The sequence below is a fragment of the Aquabacter sp. DMC10 genome (assembly GCF_056314145.1).
The window spans coordinates 580634-605346 of sequence record NZ_JBQUYX010000004.1; the positions used below are offsets into that span (position 1 = coordinate 580634).

Sequence of the window (24713 nt, forward strand, 5' to 3'; positions counted from 1 at the left end):
GCCACACGAGAAAGACGGGGCGCGTGGCGCCCCGTTTTCGCATCAGGCGCGGATGGAGCGGACCTGTCGCTCTCCGGTGCGGCCGAGCGCGCCGAGGACCTTGACGCAGATGGCATCGGCATCAAGGCCGGCCTCGGCCAGCTGACGGGCCTGCGTGTCCTGGTCGATATAGATGTCCGGCAGCACCATGCTGCGCACCTTCAGCCCGCGATCAAGCGCGCCCTGGTCGGACAGCAACTGGAACACCAGCGAACCGAACCCGCCGACCGAGCCTTCTTCCACCGTCACCAGGGCCTCATGGGACCGGGCGAGCCGCAGAATCAGATCCGCATCGATGGGCTTGGCGAAACGGGCGTCCACCACGGTGGCGGAAACCCCGAGGTCCCCCAGCCGCTCCGCCGCCTCCAGGCACGCGGCGAGCCGGGTGCCCAGGGACACCAGGGCGACGTGCGTGCCCTCCTTCACCACCCGGCCGCGCCCGATGGGCAGGATCTCTCCCTTCACCGGCCGCTCGACGCCCACCCCGTCGCCGCGCGGGAAGCGGAAGGCGATGGGGCCGTCCTCGAAGGCGGCGGCGGTGGCGACCATGTGGGTCAGTTCCGCCTCGTCGGAGGGCGCCATGAGGGTGAAGCCCGGCAGGCAGGCCAGATAGGCGATGTCGAAGGCGCCCGCATGGGTCGCGCCATCCGCCCCCACCAGGCCCGCCCGGTCGATGGCGAAGCGCACCGGCAGGCCCTGCAGCGCCACGTCGTGCACCACCTGGTCATAGGCCCGCTGGAGAAAGGTGGAATAGAGCGCGCAGAACGGCTTGTAGCCCTCGGCGGCGAGGCCGGCGGCAAACGTCACCGCATGCTGCTCGGCAATGCCCACGTCGAAGGTGCGCTCGGGATAGGCCTGGCCGAACAGGTCGATGCCCGTGCCTGACGGCATGGCCGCCGTAATGGCCACGATCTTGTCGTCGCGCCGGGCCTCGTTGATGAGGCTCTCGGCGAAGACGCGGGTATAGCTCGGCGCATTGGACTTGGGCTTGACCTGGGCGCCCGTCACCACGTCGAACTTCACGACGCCGTGATATTTGTCGGCCGAGGCCTCGGCGGGCGCATAGCCCTTGCCCTTCTGGGTCACCACATGGACGAGAATCGGCCCAGTCTTGGCGTCGCGCACATTGCGCAGCACCGGCAGCAGGTGCTCGAAATTGTGCCCGTCGATGGGGCCCACATAATAGAAGCCCATCTCCTCGAACAAGGTGCCGCCGGTCCAGAAGCCGCGCGCGAACTCCTCCGCCTTGGCTGCCCCGTCCTTGACGAACTTGGGCAGATGGCCGGCCAATTGCTTGCCGATCTCCCGAAGGGAGAGATAGGTGCGGCCGGAAATGAGGCGGGCGAGATAGGCCGACATGGCCCCGGTGGGCGGGGCAATGGACATGTCGTTGTCGTTGAGCACCACGATCAGGCGGCTGTCCATGGCGCCAGCATTGTTCATGGCCTCATAGGCCATGCCCGCCGACATGGCGCCGTCCCCGATCACGCAGACAATGTTGCGCTCTTGCCCGGAAAGATCACGCGCCACCGCCATGCCGAGGCCGGCGGAGATGGAGGTGGAGGAATGCGCCGCGCCGAAGGGGTCATATTCGCTCTCCGCCCGGCGGGTGAAGCCGGACAGGCCGCCGCCCTGGCGCAGGGTGCGGATGCGGTCGCGCCGGCCGGTGAGGATCTTGTGGGGATAGCATTGGTGCCCCACGTCCCAGATCAGCCGGTCGTGCGGGGTGTCGAACACGTGGTGCAGGGCGACGGTGAGCTCCACCACGCCAAGCCCCGCTCCCAGATGGCCGCCCGTCACCGATACGGCGTCGATGGTTTCCGCGCGCAGTTCGTTGGCGAGCTGGGCGAGCTTCTCGTCGGGAAGCCGGCGCAGGTCCGCCGGCACATGGACCGTGTCAAGAAGCGGGGTCTTGGAAACCGTCACTTATCACTCCGCCGAATAAGGCGCGGCCCCTTGCGGAGCCGGCGTCGGGCGCCCGGCTTGGCTGGCCGGAAGCTCGCTTTGTGCCGCCCTGAGTGCGGCTGTTTCATGGTCCCCTAGCGCGGGACCCTCGCAAACACAAATAACAACGCACGACGGACACGCAATGGACCACAACAGGACGCCATTCCGTGCGCGCCGTCCCGTTTACGCCGTCCCGCTTACTCCGGGCCGGTGCCCATGCCCGGCGTGCGCATGTCCAGCAGGCCGGCGAGCTTGCCGGCGCGGATCATGACGCGGTGGGCATTGAGCGAGAGGGCGGCCAGCGCCACCCCGCCGGCAAGCTTGGCGCAGGCCGCGGCAAAGGAGGGCGCGCGGTGGTATTTCCGGCGCACATAGATTTCCGAGCGCATCTTCCAGCGATTGATGCGGAAGGTCTGGGACAGGGCGGGCGCCGAGGATTTCCCTCCCGCGTGGCGGACGCGCGCCTCGCGCACCAAGATAATGGGAATGCGCCGCGCCAGCGCCCGCAGCCCCAGGTCGTCGTCCTCGTGATAGAGGAAGATGGCCTCGTCGAAGCCGCCCAGGTCCAAAAATACGTCCTTCGCCACCAGGAAGGCGGCGCCGTGCACGAAGCGGGTGCAATAATCGCCCGCAATCTCTGGCGCCGAAAGGCGGCGGGCACGCGGGACCGGCTCCAGGATGGAGCCCTCCTTGCGCATCAGCCGTCCGTCCTCTGCCAGGATGGTGGGCATGAGCAGGGCCGGGCCATAGCTGGCGGCGGCCGCCAGCAGGCGTTCCACCGCGCCCTCTTCCAGCGCGGCGTCGGGATTGAGGAAGAGCAGCATGCGCCCGGTCGCTGATTTTGCCCCCAGGTTGCAGGCGGCGCCGAATCCCAGGTTGCGCGGTTGCGCAAGAAGGCGGACCGGGCGGGCCAGCCGTGTGGCAAAGCCGGTCCCTGCCGGGCTCGCATTGTCGACGATGAGGACCTCGCAGGCCGCTGGCACCGACGCGACGGCGCGGCCGATCACGGCGTCGCTGTTATAGGTCACGAACACCACGCTGACCGATGAGAGATCCATCGCCGGATACGCCGCTGCCAGTTGAACCTCCCTAGTCCGCCCTGTTGCCCGCCCTGTTGCCCGCTCAGTTCCCCGATCCCGTGCCGGCGCCTCTCCTCCATCCTCCGGCTTGGTAGACCGGCGCGGGCGCCTTGGGAAGGCGCGCCGGACCGGTACGGTTGCCCTTCCGTCCGGCGCCGTCCTCCAGTAGAAGGCGCGGACCATGTCGCAGGACGGCTCCCATACCTCCATTCGCCGCCACTTCTTTTTCGTGGCCGGCTATGACCCCATGGATGTCGTGGGCCATCACCGCATCTTCGTGCGGGAAAGCGCACGCTTCGCCGGCACCTGGGGCGCGCGCACCTGGAGCGAGGAGGCCGCGCACGAGACCCCGACCGGGGCCTATTGGGATGCGGGCGCGGCCGGGACGAACTGGGAGAGCGCCACCCGGTTCGAGCTTCTGGCGTGGAACGACATCGTCAAGGCCGACATGTCCCGCTCCCGCTGGTCCCACCTGAAGGGCACCGCTCGCGCCCTGTGGGACATGGTCGCCACCGGCACGGTAAAGCGGTATTTCCGCTTCAGCCGCCGCTACGGCATCTTTTTCGCGCTGACCTACGTGACGCTGCTGGCGATGGCGGGCCTTGGCCTGGCGGCGGGGACGCTCGCCTATGGCCTTGCCGCCCCGCTTGGGCTGGCGGTGGCGGGGGGCGCTGCGCTCCTGGCGGCGGGGGGCGTTTTTTTCGCGCTCATGGCCACGCTCGGGGCCCGGGTGAAGCTCAAGCAGTCTTTGGACCTCGCCGAATTCTCCGTGGATTTCGTGCGCGGCCGTCATGGCGCCATTGATGCGCGCCTGGAGGCCTTCGCCGACCGGCTCATCGCGGTGGCGCGGGAGGGGGGCGTCGACGAGATCGTCGTCGCCGGCCACAGCCTTGGGGCCATGCATGTGGTGAGCCTTGTGGCCATCGCCTTGCGCAAGGACCCCGATTTCGCCCGCAACGTGCCCGTCCGCCTGCTCACCGTGGGCTCAACGGCCGCCAAGTTCGCCCTTCACCCTGCCGGCACCCGGCTGCGGGAGGCCGCCTATGCGGTGCATGACGCCACCACCCTCGACTGGATCGAGTTTCAGGCCAAGGACGACATCGTCAGCTTCTACAAGGTCGATCCGGTCCATCTCACCCATGCCGGCAATGGCGATGGCACTCGCCGGCCCTTCATCCGGCAAGTGACCATCCGGGGGATGATGACGCCGGGCACCTATGCCCGCTATCGCTTCGACATCATGCGCCTTCACTGCCAGTTCTTCCTGGCCAACGACAGGCGCGCGCCCTACGACTTCTACGCCTTTATCCACGCGCCCATCTCGTTTTCCGACCTGGTGGCGCAAATGGAGGGGCCGATGGTCGTCTTCGCTCCCGACGGCAGCCTCATTCCCGGCGCACATCTGAGACGTTTATGACCCTGCTTGCATGTTCCAAGATCGCCTGGGCGCTCGGCGTCATCGCCTGGTATCTCATCCGCCTACCGTTCGAACGCAAGGCCAAGCGCGCGCAAGTGGCGGATGCGCGCCACCGCACGCTGCGGGAAATGGTGCTGTTGTCCATTTCCACGCTGGGCCTTGGCATCGTGCCCGCGGTCTTTGCCGCCACCGGCTTTCCCAAGAGCCTGAACTATGCGCTCTCGCCGGTGCAGATGGTGGCCGGTGTCTGCGTTTTTGTCGTCGCGCTCTGGCTGTTCTGGCGCACCCATCGCGACCTCGGGCGCAATTGGTCGGTGACGCTGGAGATCAAGGACGCCCATCAACTGGTGACGGGCGGCGTCTATGCCTATGTGCGCCATCCCATGTATTCCGCCTTCTTCCTGTGGGCGGTGGCGCAGGCTCTGCTTCTGCCCAATCTCCTCGCCGGGCCAGCGGGCCTCATCGGCTTCGGCATCCTGTTCGCTTTCCGCGTCGGGCGCGAGGAGGCCATGATGCGCCAGACCTTCGGGCCGGCCTATGAGGCCTATTGCGCCCGCACCCGGCGGATCATTCCCGGCATCTTCTGACCCGCCTCACAGCGGCTTGTCGGGCCAGCGGCACAAGTCGTTGATGGGGCAGAGCGGGCAGTCCGGCCGTTGCGCCTTGCAGATGTAGCGCCCGTGCAGGATCAGCCAGTGATGGGCGTGCAGCTTGAAGCGGCCGGGAATGCGCGCCTCGAGCTTCTCTTCCACCTCAAGTGGCGTGGCGCCGGGCGCAAGGCCGGTGCGATTGGCGACGCGGAAGAGATGGGTGTCCACGGCGATGGTGGGATGGCCGAAGGCGATGTTCAAGACCACATTGGCGGTCTTGCGCCCCACCCCCGGCAAAGCCTCTAGCGCGTCCCGATCCTGCGGCACGGTCCCGCCATGGCGCTCCAGCAGCAGGCGGGAGAGCTCCACCACATTCTTCGCCTTGCCCCGGTAAAGGCCGAGCGTGCGGATATGGCTGGCGACGCCTTCCTCCCCCAGGGCCACCATGGCGGCCGGGGTGGGCGCTGCGGCAAACAGGCCGCGGGTGGCCTTGTTGACGCCGGCATCGGTGGCCTGGGCGGACAGCACCACCGCCACCAGGAGGGTGAAGGGGTCGGAATGCTCCAGCTCGCCCTTCGGCTCGGGATTGAGGCGCTCGAAGCGGGTGAACGCCTCCGTGATCTCGCGCTTGGTCCAGGGCTGGACCGTCCTGCCATGGGCGGCGGCGGCGGCATTGGCCACCGCGCGGCGGCGGGGTGGCGGGACGGCCGCGGGAAGCAGGATCGGCGTCGCCGCCTTGCGGCGCGGCGATCCCTTGGCAGGAGTGATTTTGGCGGTGCTTGGAGCGGCGCTCTCGGTGGCGCTTGCAGCGGTGCGCGCGGGAACAGCGACCTTGGCCTCCATCGCGCCGGGCTTTGCGGCGCGCGGCGCCTTCGGCCTCGGGGAGGCGGGGGCTGGGGACGGCCGATCCGTTTCGCCTTCCGCAGCGGCGCCGGGCGTGCCGGGGAGGCCGGACGGCGCGGGTTTGTTGGCTATGGTTTTTCGGCCCATTTTCTTCTTATACTAAGGGCCATGACCCACGCCAATGAGATGCCCTTTCCAGACGATGGAGAACCCACCGTTTTTGCGGCGGTGATGGCGCCCCATCGCTCCTTGTCGCGCAAGGGCTTTTTCATTGTGATGCTGGCCATGGGCGGGATCAGCTTTGCCTGCGGGCTGTTCTTTCTGGCGCTGGGTGCCTGGCCCATCTTCGGCTTTTTCGGGCTCGACGTGGCGCTGCTCTATTGGGCCTTCAAGGCTAACTTCAAGGCCGCCGCCGCCCGCGAATATATCCGCATCACACCGAGCCTCATCCAGGTGCGCCATGTGCCGGCGCGCGGCGCCCCGCGGGATGTGGAGATGAACCCCTTCTTCACCCGTCTCTGGCGGCGGGACGTGGAGGAGTTCGGCACCCTCGACATGGCCCTGGAATCGCGCGGCCGCCGCACGCCCGTGGGCATTCATCTGGGTCCACACCAGAAGTCGGTGCTGGCGGCGGACCTGACCTCGGCGCTGAGCGAGGTGAAGCGGGGCGTGACGCGTTCGGTGTTCTAAAGCGCCTCCGGGAAATCGGGTGGGCAGCCCCCTGGCCCCGTGGTCTGATGTGGGCTCGACACTCGCGAGGAGATGAGCCGGTGCTTGCGCAGGAGAGCTTTACCCTGGACTTCCCCCAACCCGGTGCCCTCGCCATCCCCACGCCGGCCACCGAGCTGGAGATTGCCGCCGCCGACTATGACGTGGTGCGGCGGGCGGTGTCCTATATCTCCAACCACGTGCGGAACCAGCCCGAGGTGGAAGAGATCGCCCGTGCCACCGGCGTCAGCGCGCGGGCGCTGACCGACCTGTTCCGACGCTGGTGCGGCCTCACCCCCAAGGCCTTCCTGCAGGCAGTAACCCTCGACCGGGCACGCCGGGTGCTGGCGGAATCCTCCAACGTGTTGGATGCGGCTCTGGAGCTGGGGCTGTCCAGCCCCGGGCGCCTGCATGACCTGTTCGTGGTGCACGAGGCCATGTCGCCCGGCGAATGGAAGACCGGCGGGCAGGGGCTCGTGATCCGCTATGGCTTCCATCCCTCGCCCTTCGGCCGGGCGTTGGCCATGTCCACCGCGCGGGGCCTGTGCGGCCTCGCCTTCGCGGATCTCGGCGAGGAGGTGGAGGCGCTCGCCGACATGCGCCGGCGCTGGCCCAATGCGGACTATGTGGAGGACCCCACCGCCACCGCGCCCCTGGTGCGGCGCATATTCGACCCCGCCAGCTGGCGGGAGGACCAGCCGCTGCGCATCGTCTTCATCGGCACCGATTTCGAGGTGCGGGTGTGGGAGACGCTTCTGCGCATTCCCATGGGCCGGGCCACCACCTATTCCACCATAGCCGGCCATGTGGGGCGCCCCGCCGCGGCGCGGGCGGTGGGCGCGGCCGTGGGCAAGAACCCCATTTCCTTCGTGGTGCCCTGCCACCGCGTATTGGGCAAGAGCGGAGACCTGACCGGCTATCATTGGGGGCTGACCCGCAAGCGCGCCATATTGGGCTGGGAGGCGGGGCAGGTGCAGGATCCGCGTTGCAGCCTCCTGCCCGCCGATGGGCCTCAGGCCCGGCTTCCGCTGTTCGGCAAATAGGCGCGCCCGCCCTCGGGGCGCGTCAGCGCAGCGGCGGATTGGCCCGTTCGCCCTCCAGCGCAAAGCGCAGCAGCAAGGTGCGCTGGAGCGGGCTGAAATTGTCATCCGAGATCAGGGTGAGGAGGGTCTCTCCCGAGGGGCCCGCGGTGACCGCCAGCCCCTCCATATTGTCGATCTCAAAGCCCATGTCGGCGCGGATCAGCACTTCTCCATCAATGGTGGCGCCAGGGCGCACCGCCTCCATCTCGAAGCGACGGATCTGCATGAAGACCCCTTCCATTGGGGAATAATGGCGCTCCAGCAGGTAGAGACGGCCATCGGGGCCCACATCCGCGTCCGTGGCGTTGAATTTCCAGCTTTTCTTCACCAGGAACCGGCCCGGGCGCGGCCCGCCGATGAGAAAGCCCGGCAGGTCGGGATTGCCAGTGGTGCCCGCCTCGCCGATGGCGATGAGGGTGCCCGCGCGCGGTCCTGATGGGATCACGGCGAGGCTCTCCACGCCCCGGTTGGTGGCAAGCGCCTTCACGCCTTCTGGCACGTGCACGCTCACGCCGCGCTGGCCGAGCGGATCGGGGCCGGGAAAGCGCCAGACCTCGTTGACGCCTTCTATGCCCACATAGATGCCATCCGGGCCGATGGCGAGGGATTCGGTGTCCGCCCGGCCATTGTCCGCCAAGGGGCGTCCGTTCTCATCCAGCATGGCCGCCGCGCGCACGTGGGAGAGGCCGACGGGCTTCAAACCCTCGGTGTCCAATTGGCCGGCCACGAAAAGCCCGGCATCGGTGAGGGAGAGAAAGCGCTCGGGCCGGCCTTCGATCCGCAGCGCGGACAAGCCGCCGAAGCCCGGAAAGCTTGAGGTCAGGCGCAGGCCACCGAGGAAGGTGAGGGCGCCGAACCGGGTCTCCTCGCCTCCCGGCCGAAAATGATCGATGGGAATGCAGGTGACATCGATGGCGACCGGGCTCACCGGCAGGACGGACGGCTTGGCGAAGGCGCGCGCAAGCGTCAAGGCCAGAGGAGGGGTCACCAGGCCGGCGGCGACCAGCCCCATCAGGAAACGCCGCCGCCCCGGCGCGGGCGCACCGGGGCGGGGGGAGAACGGGGAGGGGCGCGACATGCCCGTCAGTGCAGCTTCCGACGGGCGCCGCCGGTGGCGCGCACCGGGGCGGGGCCGTTCTCCGAGAACAGTTCCGCCAGCTTCTCGGTCATGACGCCGCCCAGTTCCTCGGCATCCACGATGGTCACGGCGCGGCGGTAATAGCGCGTCACGTCATGGCCGATGCCGATGGCGATGAGTTCCACCGGCGAGCGGTTCTCGATCTCGGCGATGATATGGCGCAGGTGCCGCTCCAGGTAATTGCCGGGGTTCACGGAGAGGGTGGAATCATCCACCGGCGCGCCATCGGAGATCATCATCAGGATCTTGCGCGCCTCGGGCCGGCCGAGCAGGCGCTCATGGGCCCAGGCCAGGGCCTCGCCGTCGATATTCTCCTTCAGGAGGCCCTCGCGCATCATCAGGCCCAGATTGCGCCGGGCGCGCCGCCAGGGGGCATCCGCCGCCTTGTAGATGATGTGCCGGAGGTCATTGAGCCGGCCCGGATTGGGCGGCTTGCCGGCGGCGAGCCAGGCTTCGCGGGACTGGCCACCCTTCCAGGCGCGGGTGGTGAAGCCGAGCACCTCCACCTTCACGCCGCAGCGCTCCAGGGTGCGGGCGAGAATATCGGCGCAGGTGGCGGCCACCGTGATGGGGCGTCCGCGCATGGAGCCGGAATTGTCGATCACCAGGGTGACGACGGTGTCGCGGAACTGGGTGTCCTTCTCCCGCTTGAAGGAGAGGGCGGCGGTGGGGTCGGTCACCACGCGGGACAGCCGCGCCGGATCGAGCACGCCTTCCTCCAGGTCGAATTCCCAGGCGCGGTTCTGCTGCGCCAGGAGCCGCCGCTGGAGGCGGTTGGCGAGGCGGGAGACCACGCCCTGGAGGTTGGACAATTGCTTGTCCAGATAGGAGCGCAGGCGCGTCAGCTCCTCCGCGTCGCACAGATCCTCCGCATGGACTTCCTCGTCGAACTTGACCGTGAAGGCGCGATAGTCCGGCCCCTTGGCGTCGGCATTCTGGGGCTGGCGGGGCTGCCAGGGCTCGGCCGCCTCGTCCGCATCCCCCATGTCGCTTTCGTCGGGCATTTCGGCCGGCGGGCCGGCCTCGCTCTCCATGGCGCTTTCGGGCAGCTCGTCCTCGGAGAGCTCGGCCTCCACCTCGGTGGCGCCTTCCTGGCTCTCATCCTCGGACTGCTCGCCTTCCTCGCCTGCCTTGTCGTCGCGGCCGCTGGATTCGTCGTCGCTTTCCTGGTCCTCGTCGCTCTCCAGGCTGCTTTCCTCGCCCATTTCCAGGGAGGAGAGCAGGTCGCGGGTGATGCGGCCGAAGGCCTTCTGGTCTTCCAGGCTGCCGGCGAGGCGGGAGAGGTCGCCCTCGGCGCGGCTCTCGATATAGTCGCGCCACAGCTCGACAATCTTGCGGGCGGCGGGGGGCGGGGCCTGCCCGGTCAGGCGCTCGCGCACCAGCAGCGCCACCGCATCCTCAATGGGCGCGTCGGCGCGGTCGGTGATATCCGCGAAGGGACCGCGATGATAGCGGTCGGAAAGCATGGCGGTCAGGTTGCGCTGGACGCCCAGCATGCGGTTGGAGCCCACCGCCTCCACGCGCGCCTGCTCCACCGCGTCGAAGACGGCGCGGGCCACATCGCCGGTCGGCACCATGCGGCGATGCACGCCGGGGTCATGGCAGGCGAGGCGCAAAGCGAGCGAATCCGCATGGCCGCGCAGGATGGCCGCATCCTGCTGGCTCAGGCGGCGCGGCGGCTCGGGCAGGCGCACCTTGTCGGGGCCGAGGGAGGGACGCTCGGAAGCGAAGGAGACATCGAACTCGGAGACGCCGGCAATGGCCTTGAAGCAGCCCGCCACCGCCCGCTTGAAGGGCTCGACGGGCGCCTCCTTGGGCGCGGACTTGGCGGTCTTGTTGGACGGGGCCATCGCGAACAACCTTTGAACGGAGTGGGCCGCGCCTGCTTGCTGCGGGCGCGGCCGGTCCGGCGGACGGATCAGGAGAGGGCGACGTTCACCGCGCTCTCGGGCAGCTCCTGGCCGAAGCAGCGCTGGTAGAACTCGGCCACGATGGACCGCTCCAGCTCGTCGCACTTGTTGAGGAAGGTGACCCGCAGCGCGAAGCCGATATCCTTGAAGATATTGGCATTCTCGGACCAGGTGATGACCGTGCGCGGGCTCATCACCGTGGACAGGTCGCCATTGATGAAGGCCTGTCGGGTGAGATCGGCCAGGCGCACCATGCGGTTGACGATGTCGCGGCCCTCGGGGTTGCGATAGTGCTTGGCCTTGGCCAGCACGATCTCAACTTCCTTGTCGTGGGGCAGGTAGTTCAGGGTGGTGACGATGGACCAGCGGTCCATCTGGCCCTGATTGATCTGCTGGGTGCCGTGGTAGAGGCCCGACGTATCGCCGAGGCCCACCGTGTTGGCGGTGGCGAACAGGCGGAAGGAGGGGTGGGGGCGGATGACCCGGTTCTGGTCCAGCAGGGTCAGGCGACCGGAGACTTCTAGCACGCGCTGGATCACGAACATCACGTCCGGGCGGCCGGCGTCATATTCGTCGAACACCAGGGCGATATTGTTCTGGAGCGCCCACGGCAGGATGCCGTCGCGGAATTCCGTGACCTGCATGCCGTCCTTGACCACGATGGCGTCCTTGCCGATCAGGTCGATACGGCTGATATGGCTGTCGAGGTTGATGCGGACGCAGGGCCAGTTCAGGCGGGCGGCGATCTGCTCCACATGGGTGGACTTGCCGGTGCCGTGATAGCCGGTGACCATGACGCGGCGGTTGTAGGCGAAGCCCGCGAGGATCGCCAAGGTGGTCTGCCGGTCGAACAGATAGTCGGGGTCGAGATCAGGCACGTGGGGGTCGGCCTCGGAAAAGGCCGGGACTTCCATGTCGATGTCGATGCCGAACACCTGGCGCACCGACACCTTCATGTCAGGGGTCGGGGCAATGGTCTCGGTGCCGCTCATAACGCCTCCGTCTGCGCAACGCTCCCGCGTGCGTTCCTTGTTGTCGGTCGGTGCGGAACCTTAAAGGTTTTCCGCTGGTGCAAAAACCATTCGCATCGCACCCGATGTCGCGGATGCGGTGTCCATCAGCAGAAACCCGCCTGCCGCAAGGTGTTGTAGGCCTGGATGACGTTGCGCAGCCGGTCCTCGGTGGAACGGTCGCCGCCATTGGCGTCGGGATGGTGCTTCTTCACCAGTTCCTTGAAGCGCGTCTTGATCTCTTCGGCGGTGGCGGAAAGCTCAAGGCCGAGCTGCTCCAGCGCGCGCCGCTCCGCCGTGCGGATGGCGCGGCTCTCGGTCACCGGCTGCTCGAATCGCTCGAACCCGCCCATCTCGCTGGCGAAGCCGAAGGGGTCGCGATAGCCCTCGGTCTTCTCCTCCGGCCCACGCGTGCCCATCTTCCAGGTGGGACGATGCCCGGTCAGCGCGTCCTTCTGGTAGGCATAGACCGCCGCGTCGCTCATGCCCGCGAAATAGTTGTAGGACTGGTTGTATTCCTTCACGTGGTCGAGACAGTAGTGAAAGTACTCGCCCTCCGCCTGCCGCCCCTTGGGCGCGCGGTGCGTGCCTTCGCGGTCGCAGCCCGGCCATTGGCAGGTGGGCAGGAGCCGGCTGCGCTGCCGGTCCATCTCGGGCTTCACCCGAATGCGATCAAAGAAGGGGGAGTGAATTTTCATGGGGCAGAGTATGGCCGCCGCATTGCATCGCGGCAAGAAATCGCGAGTGAATTTGAAGCTTGGCTGACACCCGTTTCGGCGCCTGAGGCGCCGTTGGCCGGGCTGGCCGCAGCGGGACGCGGCAGGTTGGATACCGCCCCTCCCATATAAGGTCACTCGCGCCGTTGCGCCATGCCCTGCGTGCGGTTCACGCGATGACCATAGCGGGCCGCCCGGCATTGACGCTTGGCGTTGCCGGGCGTTACCCATAAGCCATGTCCAAATCCAATCTCGACGACATCCGCCACCTCCTCACCGAGGGCCTGTCGCCCCTCGACCTCCAGATCGAGGACGAGAGTGCTCTGCATGCCGGCCATGCCGGCGCTGCCGCGCGCTGGGACGGGGGCGTCACCCATCTGAAGGTGCGGGTGGTCTCGGCCGCCTTCGCCGGCAAGAGCCGGGTGGACCGCCATCGCCTGGTGAATGCCCTCCTGACCTCCGAGATGGCCAAGGGCCTTCATGCCCTTGCCATTGAGGCAAAGGCGCCGGGCGAGTGATGGACGCCGGCGCGCCGTTCCGCCCGGAGGAGGGGGCGCTCGTCCTCTTTTCCGGCGGGCAGGATTCCACCACGACGCTGGCCTGGGCGCTGGAGCGCTTCGGGCGGGTGGAAACGGTGGGGTTCGATTATGGCCAGCGTCACCGCATCGAACTGGACGGCCGGGGGGGCATCCGCGCCGCCCTGGCCGATCTGAAGCCCGCTTGGGCGGGGCGGCTCGGCGAGGATCATGTTCTCGGCCTGGAAGCCCTGGGGCTCGTGTCGGAGACCGCGTTGACCCGGGACACCGCCATCGAGATGGAGGCGGGTGGCCTTCCCAACACCTTCGTGCCGGGCCGCAACATCATCTTCCTGACCTTCGCCGCCGCGCTCGCCTATCGCCGGGGCCTGCGCCACATCGTGGGCGGCATGTGCGAGACGGATTTCTCCGGCTATCCCGACTGCCGCGACGACACCATCAAGGCCCTGCAAGTGGCTCTTAACCTCGGCATGGACAAAAGGTTCGTGCTGCACACGCCCCTCATGTGGATCGATAAGGCGGAAACGTGGCGCCTTGCCGAAGCGCTTGGCGGGACGGCCCTTGTGGATGCGATCATCGAGAAGACCCACACCTGCTATCTGGGTGAGCGGGGCGCCCGGCATGACTGGGGCTTCGGCTGCGGCACCTGCCCCGCCTGTCGGCTGCGCGCCCAGGGGTATGCCGGCTACCGGGCCGAGGAGATCCGGGCATGATGCGCCGCGTGCTTCTGGCTCTTGTCCTGACGCTAGCCGGGCTCACCCTTGGGAATGCGGCAAGCTTCGACTGCGTTCAGGCGAAAGCGGCGGATGAAAAAGCCGTGTGCGCCAGCATGGTGCTGTCCGACCTCGATGTGCGCATGGCCACCCTGTTCGAGGTGGCAAGCCATCTGGTGGCCATGGGCCAGCGCGGCATGCTCCAGGATGACCAGCGCGCGTTCCTGAAGGCCCGGGCGTCCTGCGGGGCGGACATGGCGTGCCTGACCGAGACCTATGACGCCCGAATCAAAGCCATCAACCAGGTGCTGCAGTCCATCTATTCCCGCGGGCCGTTCTGAGGACGCGGGTTGTCATGGAGGCATTCTGCGTCGATTGAGACCACCTGGTTGCGGCCATTGGCTTTGGCCGCATAGACGGCTTGGTCGGCGCGCGCGATGGCGAGGCCGATCATCGGGTCGGTCTCGCGCACCTGCGCCAGCCCCAGGGAAATGGTGATCCGCGCCAGCGTTCCGGCCAGGGCCACCGGATGGTTTGCCACCGCGCATCGCATGGCTTCGGCGCGGGCCATGGCATCCTCGGCGGGGGTGCGCGGCAGCAGGGCCACGAATTCCTCGCCGCCATAGCGGGAGAGCAATTCCCCCGGTTTCAGAACGGATTGCATGGCGGCGCTCGCCGCGGCCAGGACGATGTCGCCTTGCGAATGGCCGTAGCGGTCATTGATGGCTTTGAAGTGATCGAGGTCGATCATCAGCACATGCAGGGGCGTCTTCAGCGCGACCATCTGGCGTCGCGCCTCCTCCGCCACCTGTAGGAAGGTGCGCCGGTTGACGATGCCGAGCAGCGGATCGAGGCTGGCCAGCCGCATCAGCTCCTCGTTGGCTGCTCGCAATTCCTGCGTGCGCTCTTCAACCCGGCTTTCCATCTCCAGCAGCAGCCGCTTCTGCTCGGACACATCGGTGAAGGTGAACACATAGCCGCCTTCGCCCACCGGATTGCCGCTCACTGAGATGTACATGCCGTTCGGGCGGCGGCGGTCGATGCGGTACCGCTCGCGCTGGCGGATCGCCCTTTCCCGCACGACGATCATTTCTTCGGGGTCGCCGGGGCCATATTCGCCGCGATAGGCCAGATACTGGTGGAAATGCAGCGTCTGGCAGCCGGGCCGCACCAGATCCTCCGGCAGGTTGAACATGCGGGCAAACTGCGGGTTGGCAAAGACGATGCGCCTGTCTTCCCCCAGGATCAGCACGCCCTGGTCGATCTGGGCCAGGGCGCCCAGGACGAGATCCAGGCTGAGGCTTCGAGCCTGCAACGCGAAGTCGAGCAAAGGTGCGCCCCTCCCCCTTGGATTGCCATGTTCTGGCAGGCGGCAACACCCTGTGACGATGGCATTTTTTTCGCGTCTGTCCAGAGCTTGGCGCGTCAGGCGTCGGGCAGTGTGGCGTCTCCGGCACCCAGCTCCCGCTGCATGAGGACCGTGTCGATCCAGCGGCCGAACTTGAGGCCGGTGGAGGGCAGGATGCCGATGGGGCGAAAGCCGCACGCGGTGTGAAGGGCGATGGAGCCGGCATTGGCGCTGTCGCCGATCACCGCCACCATCTGGCGAAAACCCCTTGCCTCGCATTCGGCCAGCAAGGCCTCCATCAGCGCCCGCCCCACCCCGCGCTTGTGGGCGGTGGGGGCGACATAGACGGAGTTCTCCACGGTCCAGCGATAGGCGATGCGCGGCCGGAATGCCCCAGCATAGGCATAGCCCAGCACCGTGCCCCCCACGTCCTCGGCCACGAAATACGGGTAGCCGCCCTCCGTGAGGGCCTGATAGCGGCGGGTCATTTCCGCGAGGTCCGGTGGCTCCAGCTCGAAAGAGGCTGTGCCGTGGCGGACCGCCTCGGCATAGATGGCGCAGATGCCGGCAATGTGGTCGGGGAGGGCGGGACGGATCTTCATCGGCAGGTCTTTGGCGGGACGGGAGTGTTCGGCCCTTTTAGGCCGAGGCCCCGCCGGGAGGGAAGGGCAGGGCTCCCTTTACCCCCGCAACGCACCCCGCCGAAACGAAAAGGGCCCCGGCGATGCCGGGGCCCGATCTCGTGCAACGTGTGGGAACCGGTCAGTTGTTGTTCCGGTTGCCGAACAGCTGGAGCAGCATCATGAACAGGTTGATGAAGTCCAGGTAGAGGGTCAGGGCGCCCATGATGGCCTTCTTGCCGGACACCACGCTGTCGTCACCCTCGAAATACATCTCCTTGATGCGCTGGGTGTCGTAGGCGGTGAGGCCCGCGAACACCAGCACGCCCACCACGGACACGATGAACTGGAGCATCGTGGAGCCGAGGAAGATGTTCACCAGCGAGGCGATGATGATGCCGAACAGGCCCATCATCAGGAACGAGCCCATGCCGGACAGGTCCCGCTGCGTGGTGTAGCCCCACAGGCTCAGCGCACCGAACGAGGCGGCCGTGATGAAGAACACCCGGACGATGCTCTCATGGGTGTAGACCAGGAAGATGGTGGCCAGCGACACGCCCACCAAGCCGGCATAGACCCAGAAGGTCGCCTGCGCCGCGCCGACGCTCATGTTCTGGATGCGGAAGCTCAGGAAGAACACCGCGGCCAGGGGGGCGAGCATCACCACCCACTTCAGGGGGCTCACAAACAGGGCATAGCCGAACTGGGTCAGCATGATCCCACCGGCCACGCGACCCACCGCCAAGCTCGGGTCGGTGGTGACCGAGAGCATGAAGACGCCGAGCGCGGCAAGACCTGTGATGGCAAGGCCAAGCGTCATGTAGTTGTAGACGCTGAGCATATAAGACCGCAGGCCCTGGTCGATCGCGGCCTGCGAGCGTGTCGCCGTCGCGCCGAACCGCCCGGCGACGTTGCGATCATAATCGGACATCGTCTTTCTCCATTGGACCGAGGGGACCGCAGCGATACCGCGCCCAGCCTCGGCTCGTGCCAAATATGGGGAGTTCCGAAATGCGGGGCAAGTGCGCTTGTGATGAAATTTCCGCAACGTAACGTAGGGACAGCCAAGCTTCCCCTGTGGCATGGTGTGGCCGTGGGGATTTCCATTCTGGGTGGAAAGGCATGCGACGCGGTCAGGGGCGTCGTCGGCTGGCAGCGGCCTGCGTCGGGCTGGGGGGCCTCGCGGGAGGGATGTTCGCGTGCCCGCAGCATGCCCATGCCGGCGCCTGGACCTTGAGGGAATCCGAGGGGTCCGCCTTCCTTCAGGGCACTGCGACCTGGTCGGACCATGCCTTTGATGGCGCCTCCAGCCTGTTCGCGGCGCAGACCTATGACAAGGTCACAACTCAGCTGTTCCTGGAATATGGCGCCGCCGATTGGCTCACCTTGATGGCCGCCCCGGAGCTTGTGTCTATTTCGGTGGGCGCGCCTACGGACCAATCCTATTTCGGTCCCGGCTATAGCGACATCGGCGCCCGTCTGCGCCTCGCCCAGGGCGGTGTCCCCGGGCTTGATTACGTGGTCTCTGCCCAGGTGGTCGGCCGCATTCCCGGCGCCAAGCCATCCGAGGGCGCGGCGGTGATTGGCTATGTGAATGGCGAACTGGACCTGCGGCTTCTGGCGGGCTTCTCATTTGCACTGTGGGGCTATGACAGCTTCCTGGACCTGGAGGTGGCCCAGCGCCAGCGCTACGGCGCGGCGCCCAACGAGTTCCGCCTGGATGCAACCCTTGGCGTGCGGGTGGCGCCCCGCTGGCTGGCTTTGGTCCAGTCCTTCAACGTCATCTCGGAAGGGGCGGGAGACGGGCCGGTGTTCGATGTGTCCTATGAATATTACAAGCTTCAGCTGGGCGGCATGTATGACCTCAGCCAAAGCGTGTCGCTGATGGTGGCCGTCGTCTCCACTTATTATGCCCGCAACGCGCCCCAGGAGAATGGCATCGTCCTCGGGGCGCTGGTGCGCTATTGAGCCGCCGACTTTTCCTTCGCGCGCGCCAAAAGCTTTTCCACATCCGGCAGGATGGCGGCGACGATCCGGTCGACGCCCGCCGCCGTGGGGTGGAGGCCGTCCGGCTGGTTCAGGCTACGGTTGCCGGCGACCCCTTCCAGGAAGAAGGGGTAGTAGATGACGGGATAGGTGCGGGCGAGGTCCGGGAAGACCTTGTCGAACCGCGCCTGGTAGTCCGAACCCAGGTTGGGGGCGGCCCGCATGCCCGCGAGCAGCACCGGCAGGCCGCGCTTCTGCAGCCGGGAGAGGATGTCCGAGAGCGCCTTGCGGGTGACCTCCGGGTCGGTGCCCCGCAGCATGTCATTGGCGCCCAGTTCCAGGATCACCGCGTCGGCTTCCTTCGGCACGCTCCAGTCGAGGCGGGCAAGGCCGCCCGAGGTGGTGTCGCCAGAAACGCCGGCATTGATGATGGCCACGTCATAGCCCTTGGCCTTCAGCGCCACCTCCAGCTTGGAGGCGAAGCTGTCCGCCTTGGGCAGGCCGTAGCCGGCGGTGAGGCTGTCGCCGAGCGCCACCACGCGCAGCGTGCGGGCTTCGGCGGCGGCACCTGACGCGAACGTGAAGGCGGCCATGGCCAGGATCAGCCCTTTCCGTGACGAAATGGACGGGCCATATGCCCGAAGATGTGCGGCGCACCGATGAAGCGCGCGGTGCATCCAGTTCAGGCGCCCGGGCGATTGCGACGATCCGGGCGGCACCGCAAAGCGTAAGGACCTCATGGACAGCCTTTCTTCTCCACCCGCCATCGCCCTGCGTAACGTGGATCTGTCACTGGGGGAGGGCGCCGCGCGGGTGCATGTTCTCAAGGATCTATCCCTGACCATAGAAGCGGGCGAAACCGTGGGGATGGTGGGACCGTCCGGTTCTGGCAAGTCGACGCTCCTCATGGTCATGGCCGGTCTCGAACGGGCGGACCGGGGTTCCGTAAAGGTGGCGGGGACCGAGCTGGTGGGCTTGAACGAGGATCGCCTGGCGCGGTTCCGTGGCGGTCATGTGGGGATCGTGTTCCAGTCCTTCCACCTCATCCCCACCATGACCGCCATCGAGAATGTGGCGGTGCCGCTGGAACTGGCGGGCCGGGGGGATGCCTTCGAGCGGGCGGCGGCAGAGCTGGAAGCTGTGGGGCTCGGCGGTCGCCTCACCCATTATCCCTCCCAATTGTCCGGCGGCGAGCAGCAGCGGGTGGCGGTGGCGCGGGCGCTGGCGCCGCAGCCGGCCCTGCTGGTGGCGGACGAGCCCACAGGCAACCTTGATGAGGCCACCGGCCGGCAGATCATGGACCTGCTCTTCGCCGCGCACCGGGCGCGTGGCACCACCTTGGTACTGGTCACCCATGATGCCGCCCTCGCCACACGCTGTCGCCGCGTGGTGCGGCTGAGGTCCGGGCGCATCGAGGCCGACCAGGCGCGGGAATTGGCATGAACGCGCCCGCTCCCCGTCCGCCGGTCGCGTGCCAGCCCGCCCCCGGTTCAGCTCGCCGTTCGCCGGTTCCCGTCCCGCTGCGCCTTGCCGCGCGGGAATTGCGCGGCGCCCGGCGGGGTTTCGGCGTGTTTCTCGCCTGCCTCATCCTCGGCGTGATGGCCATTGCCGGCATCGGCTCCTTCGCCCGCGCCCTCACCGAGGGGCTCGCCGGGCAGGGCCAGGCCATCCTCGGCGGGGATGCCTCCTTTGCCCTGGTGCAGCGGGAGGCGACGCCGCAGGAACTGGCCGTGCTCGGCTCGGCGGGTTCGCTCGCCCGCATCGCCTCCCTGCGCGCCATGGCGCGGGCGCCCTCCGGTGATGCCACCCTGGTGGAATTGAAGGCGGTGGACGAGGCCTATCCGCTGTTCGGAACGCTGAAGACCGCGCCCGAGGCGCCCATTTCCGGGCTCCTGGCCGTGCGCGACGGGCGCGCCGGCGTGCTCGCCGACGAAACCCTCATGGCCCGCCTGGGCTTGACGGTGGGGGATCTTGTGAAGGTGGGCGAGGCCGACATGGAGATCCGGGGCGTCATCACAGACGAACCGGACCGCCTCTCGGCGGGCGTCGGCTTCGGCCCCCGCCTCCTCACCTCCATGGCGGGCCTGGAGGCCACCCATCTCATCCAGCCGGGCAGCCTGGTGCGCTGGACCTATCGGGTGAAGCTCGACAGCCCCGCGCCGGCCGCGCTCGCCGCCTTCACCGACACGGTGAAGCAGCAGCTTCCCGAAGCCGGGTTTGAGACGCGCACCCGCGATGCCGCGGCCCCTCAGCTGGAGCGCAATGTCCGGCGCATTGCCCAGTATCTCACCCTGGTGGGCCTCACCGCCTTGCTGGTGGGGGGCGTGGGCGTGGCCAATGCGGTGGCCAGCCATCTGGCCACCAAGCGCGCTTCCATCGCCACCCTCAAGGCGCTCGGGGCCAGCCGGCGGGTCATCTTCGCCACCTATTTCGCGCAGGTGTCGGCGCTGGCGGCCATCGGCATCGGCGGTGGGCTCGTTCTGGGCGCGGCCTTGCCCTTTGCGGCCAGCGCGGCCATCGCCGGCTTCATCCCCTTTCCGCTGGCGCCCAGCCTCGATCCCCTGGCGCTCCTGCTGGCGGCGCTTTATGGCGCGCTCGTCACCCTCGCCTTCACGCTCTGGCCGCTGGCCCGCGCGCAGGAGGCGCCGGTTTCCGCCCTGTTCCGCGACGTGCTGGGGGCCGGTCGGCGAAGGCCGCCGCGTCTTTATATGCTGGCCTGCGCCGCTACCATCCTCACCTTGGCAGCGCTTGCCGTGGTGAGCGCCGAGGACAAGCGGGCCGCGCTGATTTTCATCGGAGCGGCCGCTGGCGTCTTCGCCCTGCTGCGCCTGGTGGCGTCAGCCATCATGGCCGTGGCCAAGCGCCTGCCGCGCCCGCGCAGCACCATGGCGCGCCTCGCGCTGGCCAACATCCACCGCCCGGGCGCTCTCACGCCCACGGTGGTTCTGTCCCTGGGGCTCGGCCTCTCTCTCCTGACCACCATCGCCCTCATCGACCGGAGCCTCACCTCCGAGATCACCGGCACCCTCGCGGAAAAGGCGCCCAGCTTCTTTTTCGTCGACGTGCCCAACAGCGAAGAGGAGGCGGTCAAGGCGTTCCTGGCCGCTCAGGCGCCGGGCGCCAGCTATCGCTCCGTTCCCATGCTGCGCGGGCGCATCACAGCCCTGAAGGACGTGCCGGTGGAACAGGCCAAGCCCTCGGCCGACGCCGCCTGGGTCCTCCAGAGCGACCGGGGCATCTCGTTTTCCAATGAGGTGCCGGAAGGCTCGACGCTCGTGCAGGGCGGTTGGTGGCCGGAGAGCGAGACCGAGCCGCTGGTGTCCTTTGAGCGCAAGCTTGCCCATGGGCTGGGGCTCGACATCGGCGACACAGTGACGGTCAATGTGCTCGGCCGGGACATCACCGCCCGCATCGCCAATCTGCGGGACGTGAACTGGCAGCGGCTGGGCATCAATTTCGTCATGGTGTTCTCGCCCGCCACCTTCGCCGGCGCGCCCTACACCGTGCTGGCGACCCTGACCTACCCCGACGGCGCCACCCCCGCGCAGGAGGCCGCCTTGCTGAAGGCCATGGCCGCGCAATTCCCCGCCGTGACCTCGGTCCGCGTGAAGGAGGCCCTCGACGAGGCCAACAAGATGGTCGGCGATATCGCCTTCGGCATCCGCATCGCCAGCCTGGTGACGCTGCTCACCTCCGTGCTGGTGCTGGCGGGCGCGCTGGCGGCAGGACACCAGCACCGCGTTTACGACGCTGTCATCCTGAAGACGTTGGGCGCCACCCGCGCCCGGCTCATGGGCGCCTATGCCCTGGAATATGCGGCGCTGGGTCTCGTGACGGCGGTCTTTTCCATCGGTGCGGGGTCCGCCGCGGCCTATGGGGTGGCGACGCAGGTGATGAATATCGGCTTCACCTTCTCGCCCATGGCGGCGGGCGTGGTGATCGCGGTGGCCCTTGCCTTCACCTTGGGCTTCGGGCTCATCGGCACCTGGCGCGCGCTGAGCGAGCCTCCCGTTCGAGTGCTGCGGCACCTGTAAGGGCCGACCGAGATCTGCGGCGGGGAAACCTGTTCCCCCGGCGCCGGACGGGAGCGTCTCAATTGAACGCTCCCGTGCACGCCCTTTGGGTCGCGCCGCCGGCCTATTTGCGGGGCCGTTTCCGGTCCTGCTCGCTCACGGTGCCGATGACCAGTTCGTCCACCTCCAGGCGCCGCACCCGCGCCCGGCCAATGGCGAGCCGCCCGATGGCCAGCGCGCCGATGGCCAAGGCGCCGATGGCCAGAGCCCCTAGCGCCAGCGCGCCCACTTGGCCGGCGCCCATCTGCGCCGCGCTCACGCTCACGGCCTTGCCCGTGCGGGTGCGGCGAACGGGCGTGCGGGCCGGGCCGGCCGGCCCCTTTGGCTTCCCAAGGGCGGCGGCCGGCGGTCCCTTCTCCAGCGGGGCCGTGTCTTGCCGGTAGGAGGGTGCAGCTTCCGGGAGGGCCGCGAGGGCGGGAACGGCCTCTGATGCCTGAGAGGCCGCATCAGCGGGACGGCCGTGCGCCTCCGCCTGGAGTGCGTCCTTTCCGTCCTCTCCATCGTCAAGGCGCGCCTCCGCCGGAGGCTCGGCCCCTGGGGCGGCGGTGAGGGTCAGCGGGCCGGCGCCATCCGCCACCTCGGCCTCGCCCGGAGAGCGGGTGTCCGGCGCCGGCTCGGTTGATGCAGGCTCATCAATCTCCGCCAACACCGGGAGGGGTACGCCTGGCCTTACGGTCTCCCCATCGTGCGGGGCCATGTCCTGGCCCTCCGCGACGGCAGACGTGGCCTCACCGGGAGGGCTGGCTTCGTCCGGCGCTGCCACTTCCGGCGCAATGTCCGCGGTCTCGGCGGCGCCGTCGGCCTCATCCCCCGGCGCGGCGGGTGTCGCGGGATCTTGCGCCTCTGGAGCCGATGCCGTTTCCAGAAGGACGGAGGCGGGGAGGGCCTCTTTGCCGGGCGCCTGTGGCTCGGCCGACGCCGGCTCTGCCGAGGTCGGCTTGATTGATGCAGGGTCAGCTGAGGCTACGTCTGCCGCGCGTGGCTCCTGCGGCGGTTCGGCAAGGGGGGGCTCGCCGGAGCTGTTCTCTGCGCGGGACGCCGCAGGGGCCGGATCAAGCACCGCGCCCGCGGCCGATGGTGCCTGAGTTTCGGGCGAAGGCAGGGCGGTGCCCTCCGACACCGGCTGTTCCGCCACGGCATGGGATGGCGGCGGGGATCGCTTCCGGCGGCGGGGGGGCGGCGGGGGCGGAGCGGCAGCCGCCTCGGACGGCGCGTCGTCCTCGATGGGGGGAGGCATCTGTGGTCCCTGCGCTTCGGCTTGGACCGGCGGCTCCCTGTCCTCGTCGGCAGGGGCGTCCAATGGGGCCTCCAAGGGCGGCTCCGAACGGGAGGCGTCCGCAGAATCAACCGAGGGCGCGGTGTCGAATGCAGCGGGCTCGGCCGGCTGGGTTTCCGCCGGTGCCGGGCCCTCCATATCGAACGGCAGCAGCAGGGGCGGCGCCTTGCGGCGGCGGCGCTTGGGCGGGGCGGCGAGGTCGTCGGCCATCCTAGTCTGCCTTTCCCATGCGCAGCACCCGCGCCAGATGGAGAAGAGGGGGACCCCAAACGCCTGCCCTGGCCGTCAGGACCGCGACCGCCTCCAGTCGTCCGGCTCCCACCACATGGGCGAAGCCCCTTGCGAGGCCCCGAAGGGAAGGGGGGACGCGGAGGAGCGCGAGCGGGCGGAGTACGCCCCCGGCGACCCGTCCGGCCAACGTCCTCTGCAGGGACGCGCGGCATGATGGGCGCAGGTTCGCCATCGGCCGCATCACGGCCGGAGGGCAAGGGGCGGGGCCGGCGATCAGAAAGGATGACATATGGGATTCCCGTTGACGCCAATGTGAGCGAGGGCAGGCCCCGGAGCAAGGCTGTGCGGCCTCACCTTCGGGAACTTGAGCCGGCGCGCGTCCGTTCAAGTGCCAGAAAGGGAGATCCGATCATGAAAACACGCATCATTTTCGTGGCCCTTGGCGTCGCTGCCCTGACGGCTTCCCCCGTGGCGGCGCAAGGCGTGGTTCGCGGCGCCCAGCAGGGCGCGGCCACCGGCAACACTGTGGCCGGTCCCGTGGGTGGGGCCGTCGGCGGTGTTGTGGGCGGCGTCGCGGGCGGTGTGGCCGGCGGCGTGAAGGGCGTGCTGGGCATTCCCCAGAACACGTCCTATTCCACCGGGAAGGTGAAGTCGAAGACCTATCGGTCTGCCGATCCCCATGGCGGACCGGCCCACGATCCAACGCCCCGCACCCGCTGAGGCGCAGCCGGCGGCGCGCGTAATCGTGCCGCCGGCACGCGGGACAAATGTCACTTCCACGGTCTAGGTTAAGTTCCACATCGTGTGGAGGGGCGCCTTGACCACCTTGATCCTGACCCGTCACGGGCTCGTGCCCGGGATTCATCCTGAACGCTTCCGGGGCCGCGTGGAGGTGGCGCTCTCTCCGGCGGGCGAGCGCCAAGCCGCCGCCCTCGCCGCGCGCATCGCCAGCGCGTTTCGGCCAGTGGCCATCTACACCAGTGCGCTCGGCCGGTGCATCGCCACGGGCGCGGCCATCGGCACCGCCTGCGGGATCGAGCCCCAGTCCCGTCCCGAATTAAGCGATATCGATTATGGGGCGTGGCAGTGGAAGACCCACGAGGAAGTGGAGGCCGAGGACGGCGACGCCTACCTCCAGTGGCGCACCGCACCCCATCTGGTGCGCTTCCCCGGTGGCGAGTCGCTCCAGGACGTGCTGGTGCGAGCGGCCGACATGCTGCGCCATGTACTGTCCGCCCATGCGGGGGAGAGCGTCGTTCTGGTGGGCCATGACAGCGTCAATCGCGTGCTGCTGTGCCACCTCCTCGGGCTACCGTTGAGCGCCTATTGGCGGTTCAAGCAGGACCCCTGCAACCTGAACATCATTGAGTGGACGGGGGCCGAGGCCTGCCTCGTCCGCTGCAACGACACCGCGCACCTTCAACCCGCATAATCCCGCGACATCTTTTCCC

General features: G+C 68.2%; 24 protein-coding genes. 12 read left to right on the forward strand and 12 right to left on the reverse strand.

The features are described from left to right. Nucleotides 1–42: 42 nt before the first annotated feature. Both dxs and ACT54L_RS14275 read right to left on the reverse strand, forming a co-directional pair. Nucleotides 43–1965, reverse strand: coding sequence for a 1-deoxy-D-xylulose-5-phosphate synthase (gene dxs / locus ACT54L_RS14270; RefSeq protein WP_476086283.1), 1923 nt, complete (start codon nt 1963–1965; stop codon nt 43–45). Between the two features lie 218 nt (nt 1966–2183). Continuing rightward, on the reverse strand, nt 2184–3044 hold the full coding sequence (locus tag ACT54L_RS14275) for a glycosyltransferase family 2 protein (RefSeq protein ID WP_476086284.1): 861 nt from the start codon (nt 3042–3044) through the stop codon (nt 2184–2186). Between the two features lie 202 nt (nt 3045–3246). Here ACT54L_RS14275 and ACT54L_RS14280 point away from each other — a divergent pair, with 202 nt between their 5' ends. Both ACT54L_RS14280 and ACT54L_RS14285 read left to right on the forward strand, forming a co-directional pair. Next, on the forward strand, nt 3247–4482 hold the full coding sequence (locus tag ACT54L_RS14280; protein WP_476086285.1) for a hypothetical protein: 1236 nt from the start codon (nt 3247–3249) through the stop codon (nt 4480–4482). Next, the gene (locus ACT54L_RS14285) at nt 4479–5069 is read left to right on the forward strand and encodes a protein-S-isoprenylcysteine O-methyltransferase (protein WP_476086286.1); all 591 of its coding nucleotides are present in this window, start codon (nt 4479–4481) and stop codon (nt 5067–5069) included. Before ACT54L_RS14280 ends, ACT54L_RS14285 begins: the two co-directional genes overlap by 4 nt. A gap of 6 nt (nt 5070–5075) precedes the next feature. Here ACT54L_RS14285 and nth read toward each other — a convergent pair whose 3' ends face one another. Next, nucleotides 5076–5915, reverse strand: coding sequence for an endonuclease III (gene nth, locus ACT54L_RS14290; protein ID WP_476086287.1), 840 nt, complete (start codon nt 5913–5915; stop codon nt 5076–5078). A 168-nt stretch (nt 5916–6083) separates the two neighbouring features. On the opposite strand from nth, the gene ACT54L_RS14295 reads away from it, so the two are divergent. Together ACT54L_RS14295 and ACT54L_RS14300 are read left to right on the forward strand one after the other, a co-directional pair. Then, a complete protein-coding gene (locus ACT54L_RS14295) occupies nt 6084–6605 on the forward strand; it encodes a DUF2244 domain-containing protein (protein WP_476086288.1) in 522 nt (173 codons plus the stop codon). Between the two features lie 80 nt (nt 6606–6685). After that, nucleotides 6686–7666: a methylated-DNA--[protein]-cysteine S-methyltransferase gene (locus ACT54L_RS14300; RefSeq protein ID WP_476086289.1), complete on the forward strand. Its 981-nt coding sequence runs from the start codon at nt 6686–6688 to the stop codon at nt 7664–7666. A 22-nt stretch (nt 7667–7688) separates the two neighbouring features. Here ACT54L_RS14300 and ACT54L_RS14305 read toward each other — a convergent pair whose 3' ends face one another. The 4 genes from ACT54L_RS14305 to ACT54L_RS14320 form a co-directional block, all read right to left on the reverse strand. Continuing rightward, nucleotides 7689–8717 (reverse strand): esterase-like activity of phytase family protein, encoded by a 1029-nt coding sequence (locus ACT54L_RS14305; RefSeq protein ID WP_476086290.1) that lies wholly within the window; start codon nt 8715–8717, stop codon nt 7689–7691. Between the two features lie 71 nt (nt 8718–8788). Next, nucleotides 8789–10693 carry a cobaltochelatase subunit CobT gene (cobT, locus tag ACT54L_RS14310; protein ID WP_476086291.1) on the reverse strand — a complete coding sequence of 635 codons (1905 nt, stop codon included), beginning with the start codon at nt 10691–10693 and terminating at the stop codon, nt 8789–8791. 68 nt (nt 10694–10761) lie between these two features. Further along, nucleotides 10762–11745 carry a cobaltochelatase subunit CobS gene (cobS, locus tag ACT54L_RS14315; protein ID WP_476086292.1) on the reverse strand — a complete coding sequence of 328 codons (984 nt, stop codon included), beginning with the start codon at nt 11743–11745 and terminating at the stop codon, nt 10762–10764. A gap of 125 nt (nt 11746–11870) precedes the next feature. Further along, the gene (locus tag ACT54L_RS14320; protein WP_476086293.1) at nt 11871–12461 is read right to left on the reverse strand and encodes a J domain-containing protein; all 591 of its coding nucleotides are present in this window, start codon (nt 12459–12461) and stop codon (nt 11871–11873) included. Nucleotides 12462–12715: 254 nt separating this feature from the next. On the opposite strand from ACT54L_RS14320, the gene ACT54L_RS14325 reads away from it, so the two are divergent. From ACT54L_RS14325 to ACT54L_RS14335, 3 genes are read left to right on the forward strand one after another with little or no spacing between them, the layout of a single operon-like run. Further along, the gene (locus tag ACT54L_RS14325) at nt 12716–12997 is read left to right on the forward strand and encodes a BolA family protein (protein ID WP_476086294.1); all 282 of its coding nucleotides are present in this window, start codon (nt 12716–12718) and stop codon (nt 12995–12997) included. After that, nucleotides 12997–13728 carry a 7-cyano-7-deazaguanine synthase QueC gene (gene queC / locus ACT54L_RS14330; RefSeq protein ID WP_476086355.1) on the forward strand — a complete coding sequence of 244 codons (732 nt, stop codon included), beginning with the start codon at nt 12997–12999 and terminating at the stop codon, nt 13726–13728. The genes ACT54L_RS14325 and queC overlap by 1 nt, the downstream gene beginning before the upstream one ends. After that, nucleotides 13725–14069, forward strand: coding sequence for a lysozyme inhibitor LprI family protein (locus tag ACT54L_RS14335; protein WP_476086295.1), 345 nt, complete (start codon nt 13725–13727; stop codon nt 14067–14069). Before queC ends, ACT54L_RS14335 begins: the two co-directional genes overlap by 4 nt. On the opposite strand, the gene ACT54L_RS14340 is transcribed toward ACT54L_RS14335, so the two are convergent. From ACT54L_RS14340 to ACT54L_RS14350, 3 genes are all read right to left on the reverse strand, one after another. Further along, nucleotides 14048–15058, reverse strand: coding sequence for a sensor domain-containing diguanylate cyclase (locus ACT54L_RS14340; protein WP_476086296.1), 1011 nt, complete (start codon nt 15056–15058; stop codon nt 14048–14050). The genes ACT54L_RS14335 and ACT54L_RS14340 overlap by 22 nt on opposite strands. Nucleotides 15059–15153: 95 nt before the next feature. Further along, nucleotides 15154–15678, reverse strand: a complete 525-nt coding sequence (locus ACT54L_RS14345; RefSeq protein ID WP_476086297.1) for an N-acetyltransferase family protein — start codon at nt 15676–15678, stop codon at nt 15154–15156. Nucleotides 15679–15838: 160 nt separating this feature from the next. Continuing rightward, nucleotides 15839–16627, reverse strand: a complete 789-nt coding sequence (locus ACT54L_RS14350; RefSeq protein WP_476086298.1) for a Bax inhibitor-1/YccA family protein — start codon at nt 16625–16627, stop codon at nt 15839–15841. 260 nt (nt 16628–16887) lie between these two features. Between ACT54L_RS14350 and ACT54L_RS14355 the strand changes: the two genes are divergently transcribed. Further along, complete coding sequence (locus tag ACT54L_RS14355) at nt 16888–17664, forward strand: hypothetical protein (RefSeq protein WP_476086299.1); 777 nt, start codon at nt 16888–16890, stop codon at nt 17662–17664. On the opposite strand, the gene ACT54L_RS14360 is transcribed toward ACT54L_RS14355, so the two are convergent. Next, nucleotides 17658–18275 carry an arylesterase gene (locus ACT54L_RS14360; protein ID WP_476086300.1) on the reverse strand — a complete coding sequence of 206 codons (618 nt, stop codon included), beginning with the start codon at nt 18273–18275 and terminating at the stop codon, nt 17658–17660. The two genes, ACT54L_RS14355 and ACT54L_RS14360, sit on opposite strands and share 7 nt — an antisense overlap. Nucleotides 18276–18420: 145 nt before the next feature. Here ACT54L_RS14360 and ACT54L_RS14365 point away from each other — a divergent pair, with 145 nt between their 5' ends. After that, on the forward strand, nt 18421–19125 hold the full coding sequence (locus tag ACT54L_RS14365) for an ABC transporter ATP-binding protein (protein ID WP_476086301.1): 705 nt from the start codon (nt 18421–18423) through the stop codon (nt 19123–19125). Continuing rightward, a complete protein-coding gene (locus ACT54L_RS14370; protein WP_476086302.1) occupies nt 19122–21716 on the forward strand; it encodes an ABC transporter permease in 2595 nt (864 codons plus the stop codon). Before ACT54L_RS14365 ends, ACT54L_RS14370 begins: the two co-directional genes overlap by 4 nt. A gap of 103 nt (nt 21717–21819) precedes the next feature. Here the strand turns inward: ACT54L_RS14370 and ACT54L_RS14375 are convergent, their stop codons facing one another. After that, complete coding sequence (locus tag ACT54L_RS14375; RefSeq protein WP_476086303.1) at nt 21820–22452, reverse strand: hypothetical protein; 633 nt, start codon at nt 22450–22452, stop codon at nt 21820–21822. Nucleotides 22453–23673: 1221 nt separating this feature from the next. Between ACT54L_RS14375 and ACT54L_RS14380 the strand changes: the two genes are divergently transcribed. Both ACT54L_RS14380 and ACT54L_RS14385 read left to right on the forward strand, forming a co-directional pair. Then, the gene (locus ACT54L_RS14380) at nt 23674–23982 is read left to right on the forward strand and encodes a hypothetical protein (protein ID WP_476086304.1); all 309 of its coding nucleotides are present in this window, start codon (nt 23674–23676) and stop codon (nt 23980–23982) included. Between the two features lie 97 nt (nt 23983–24079). Next, nucleotides 24080–24694, forward strand: a complete 615-nt coding sequence (locus tag ACT54L_RS14385; RefSeq protein ID WP_476086305.1) for a histidine phosphatase family protein — start codon at nt 24080–24082, stop codon at nt 24692–24694. Nucleotides 24695–24713 lie beyond the last annotated feature (19 nt).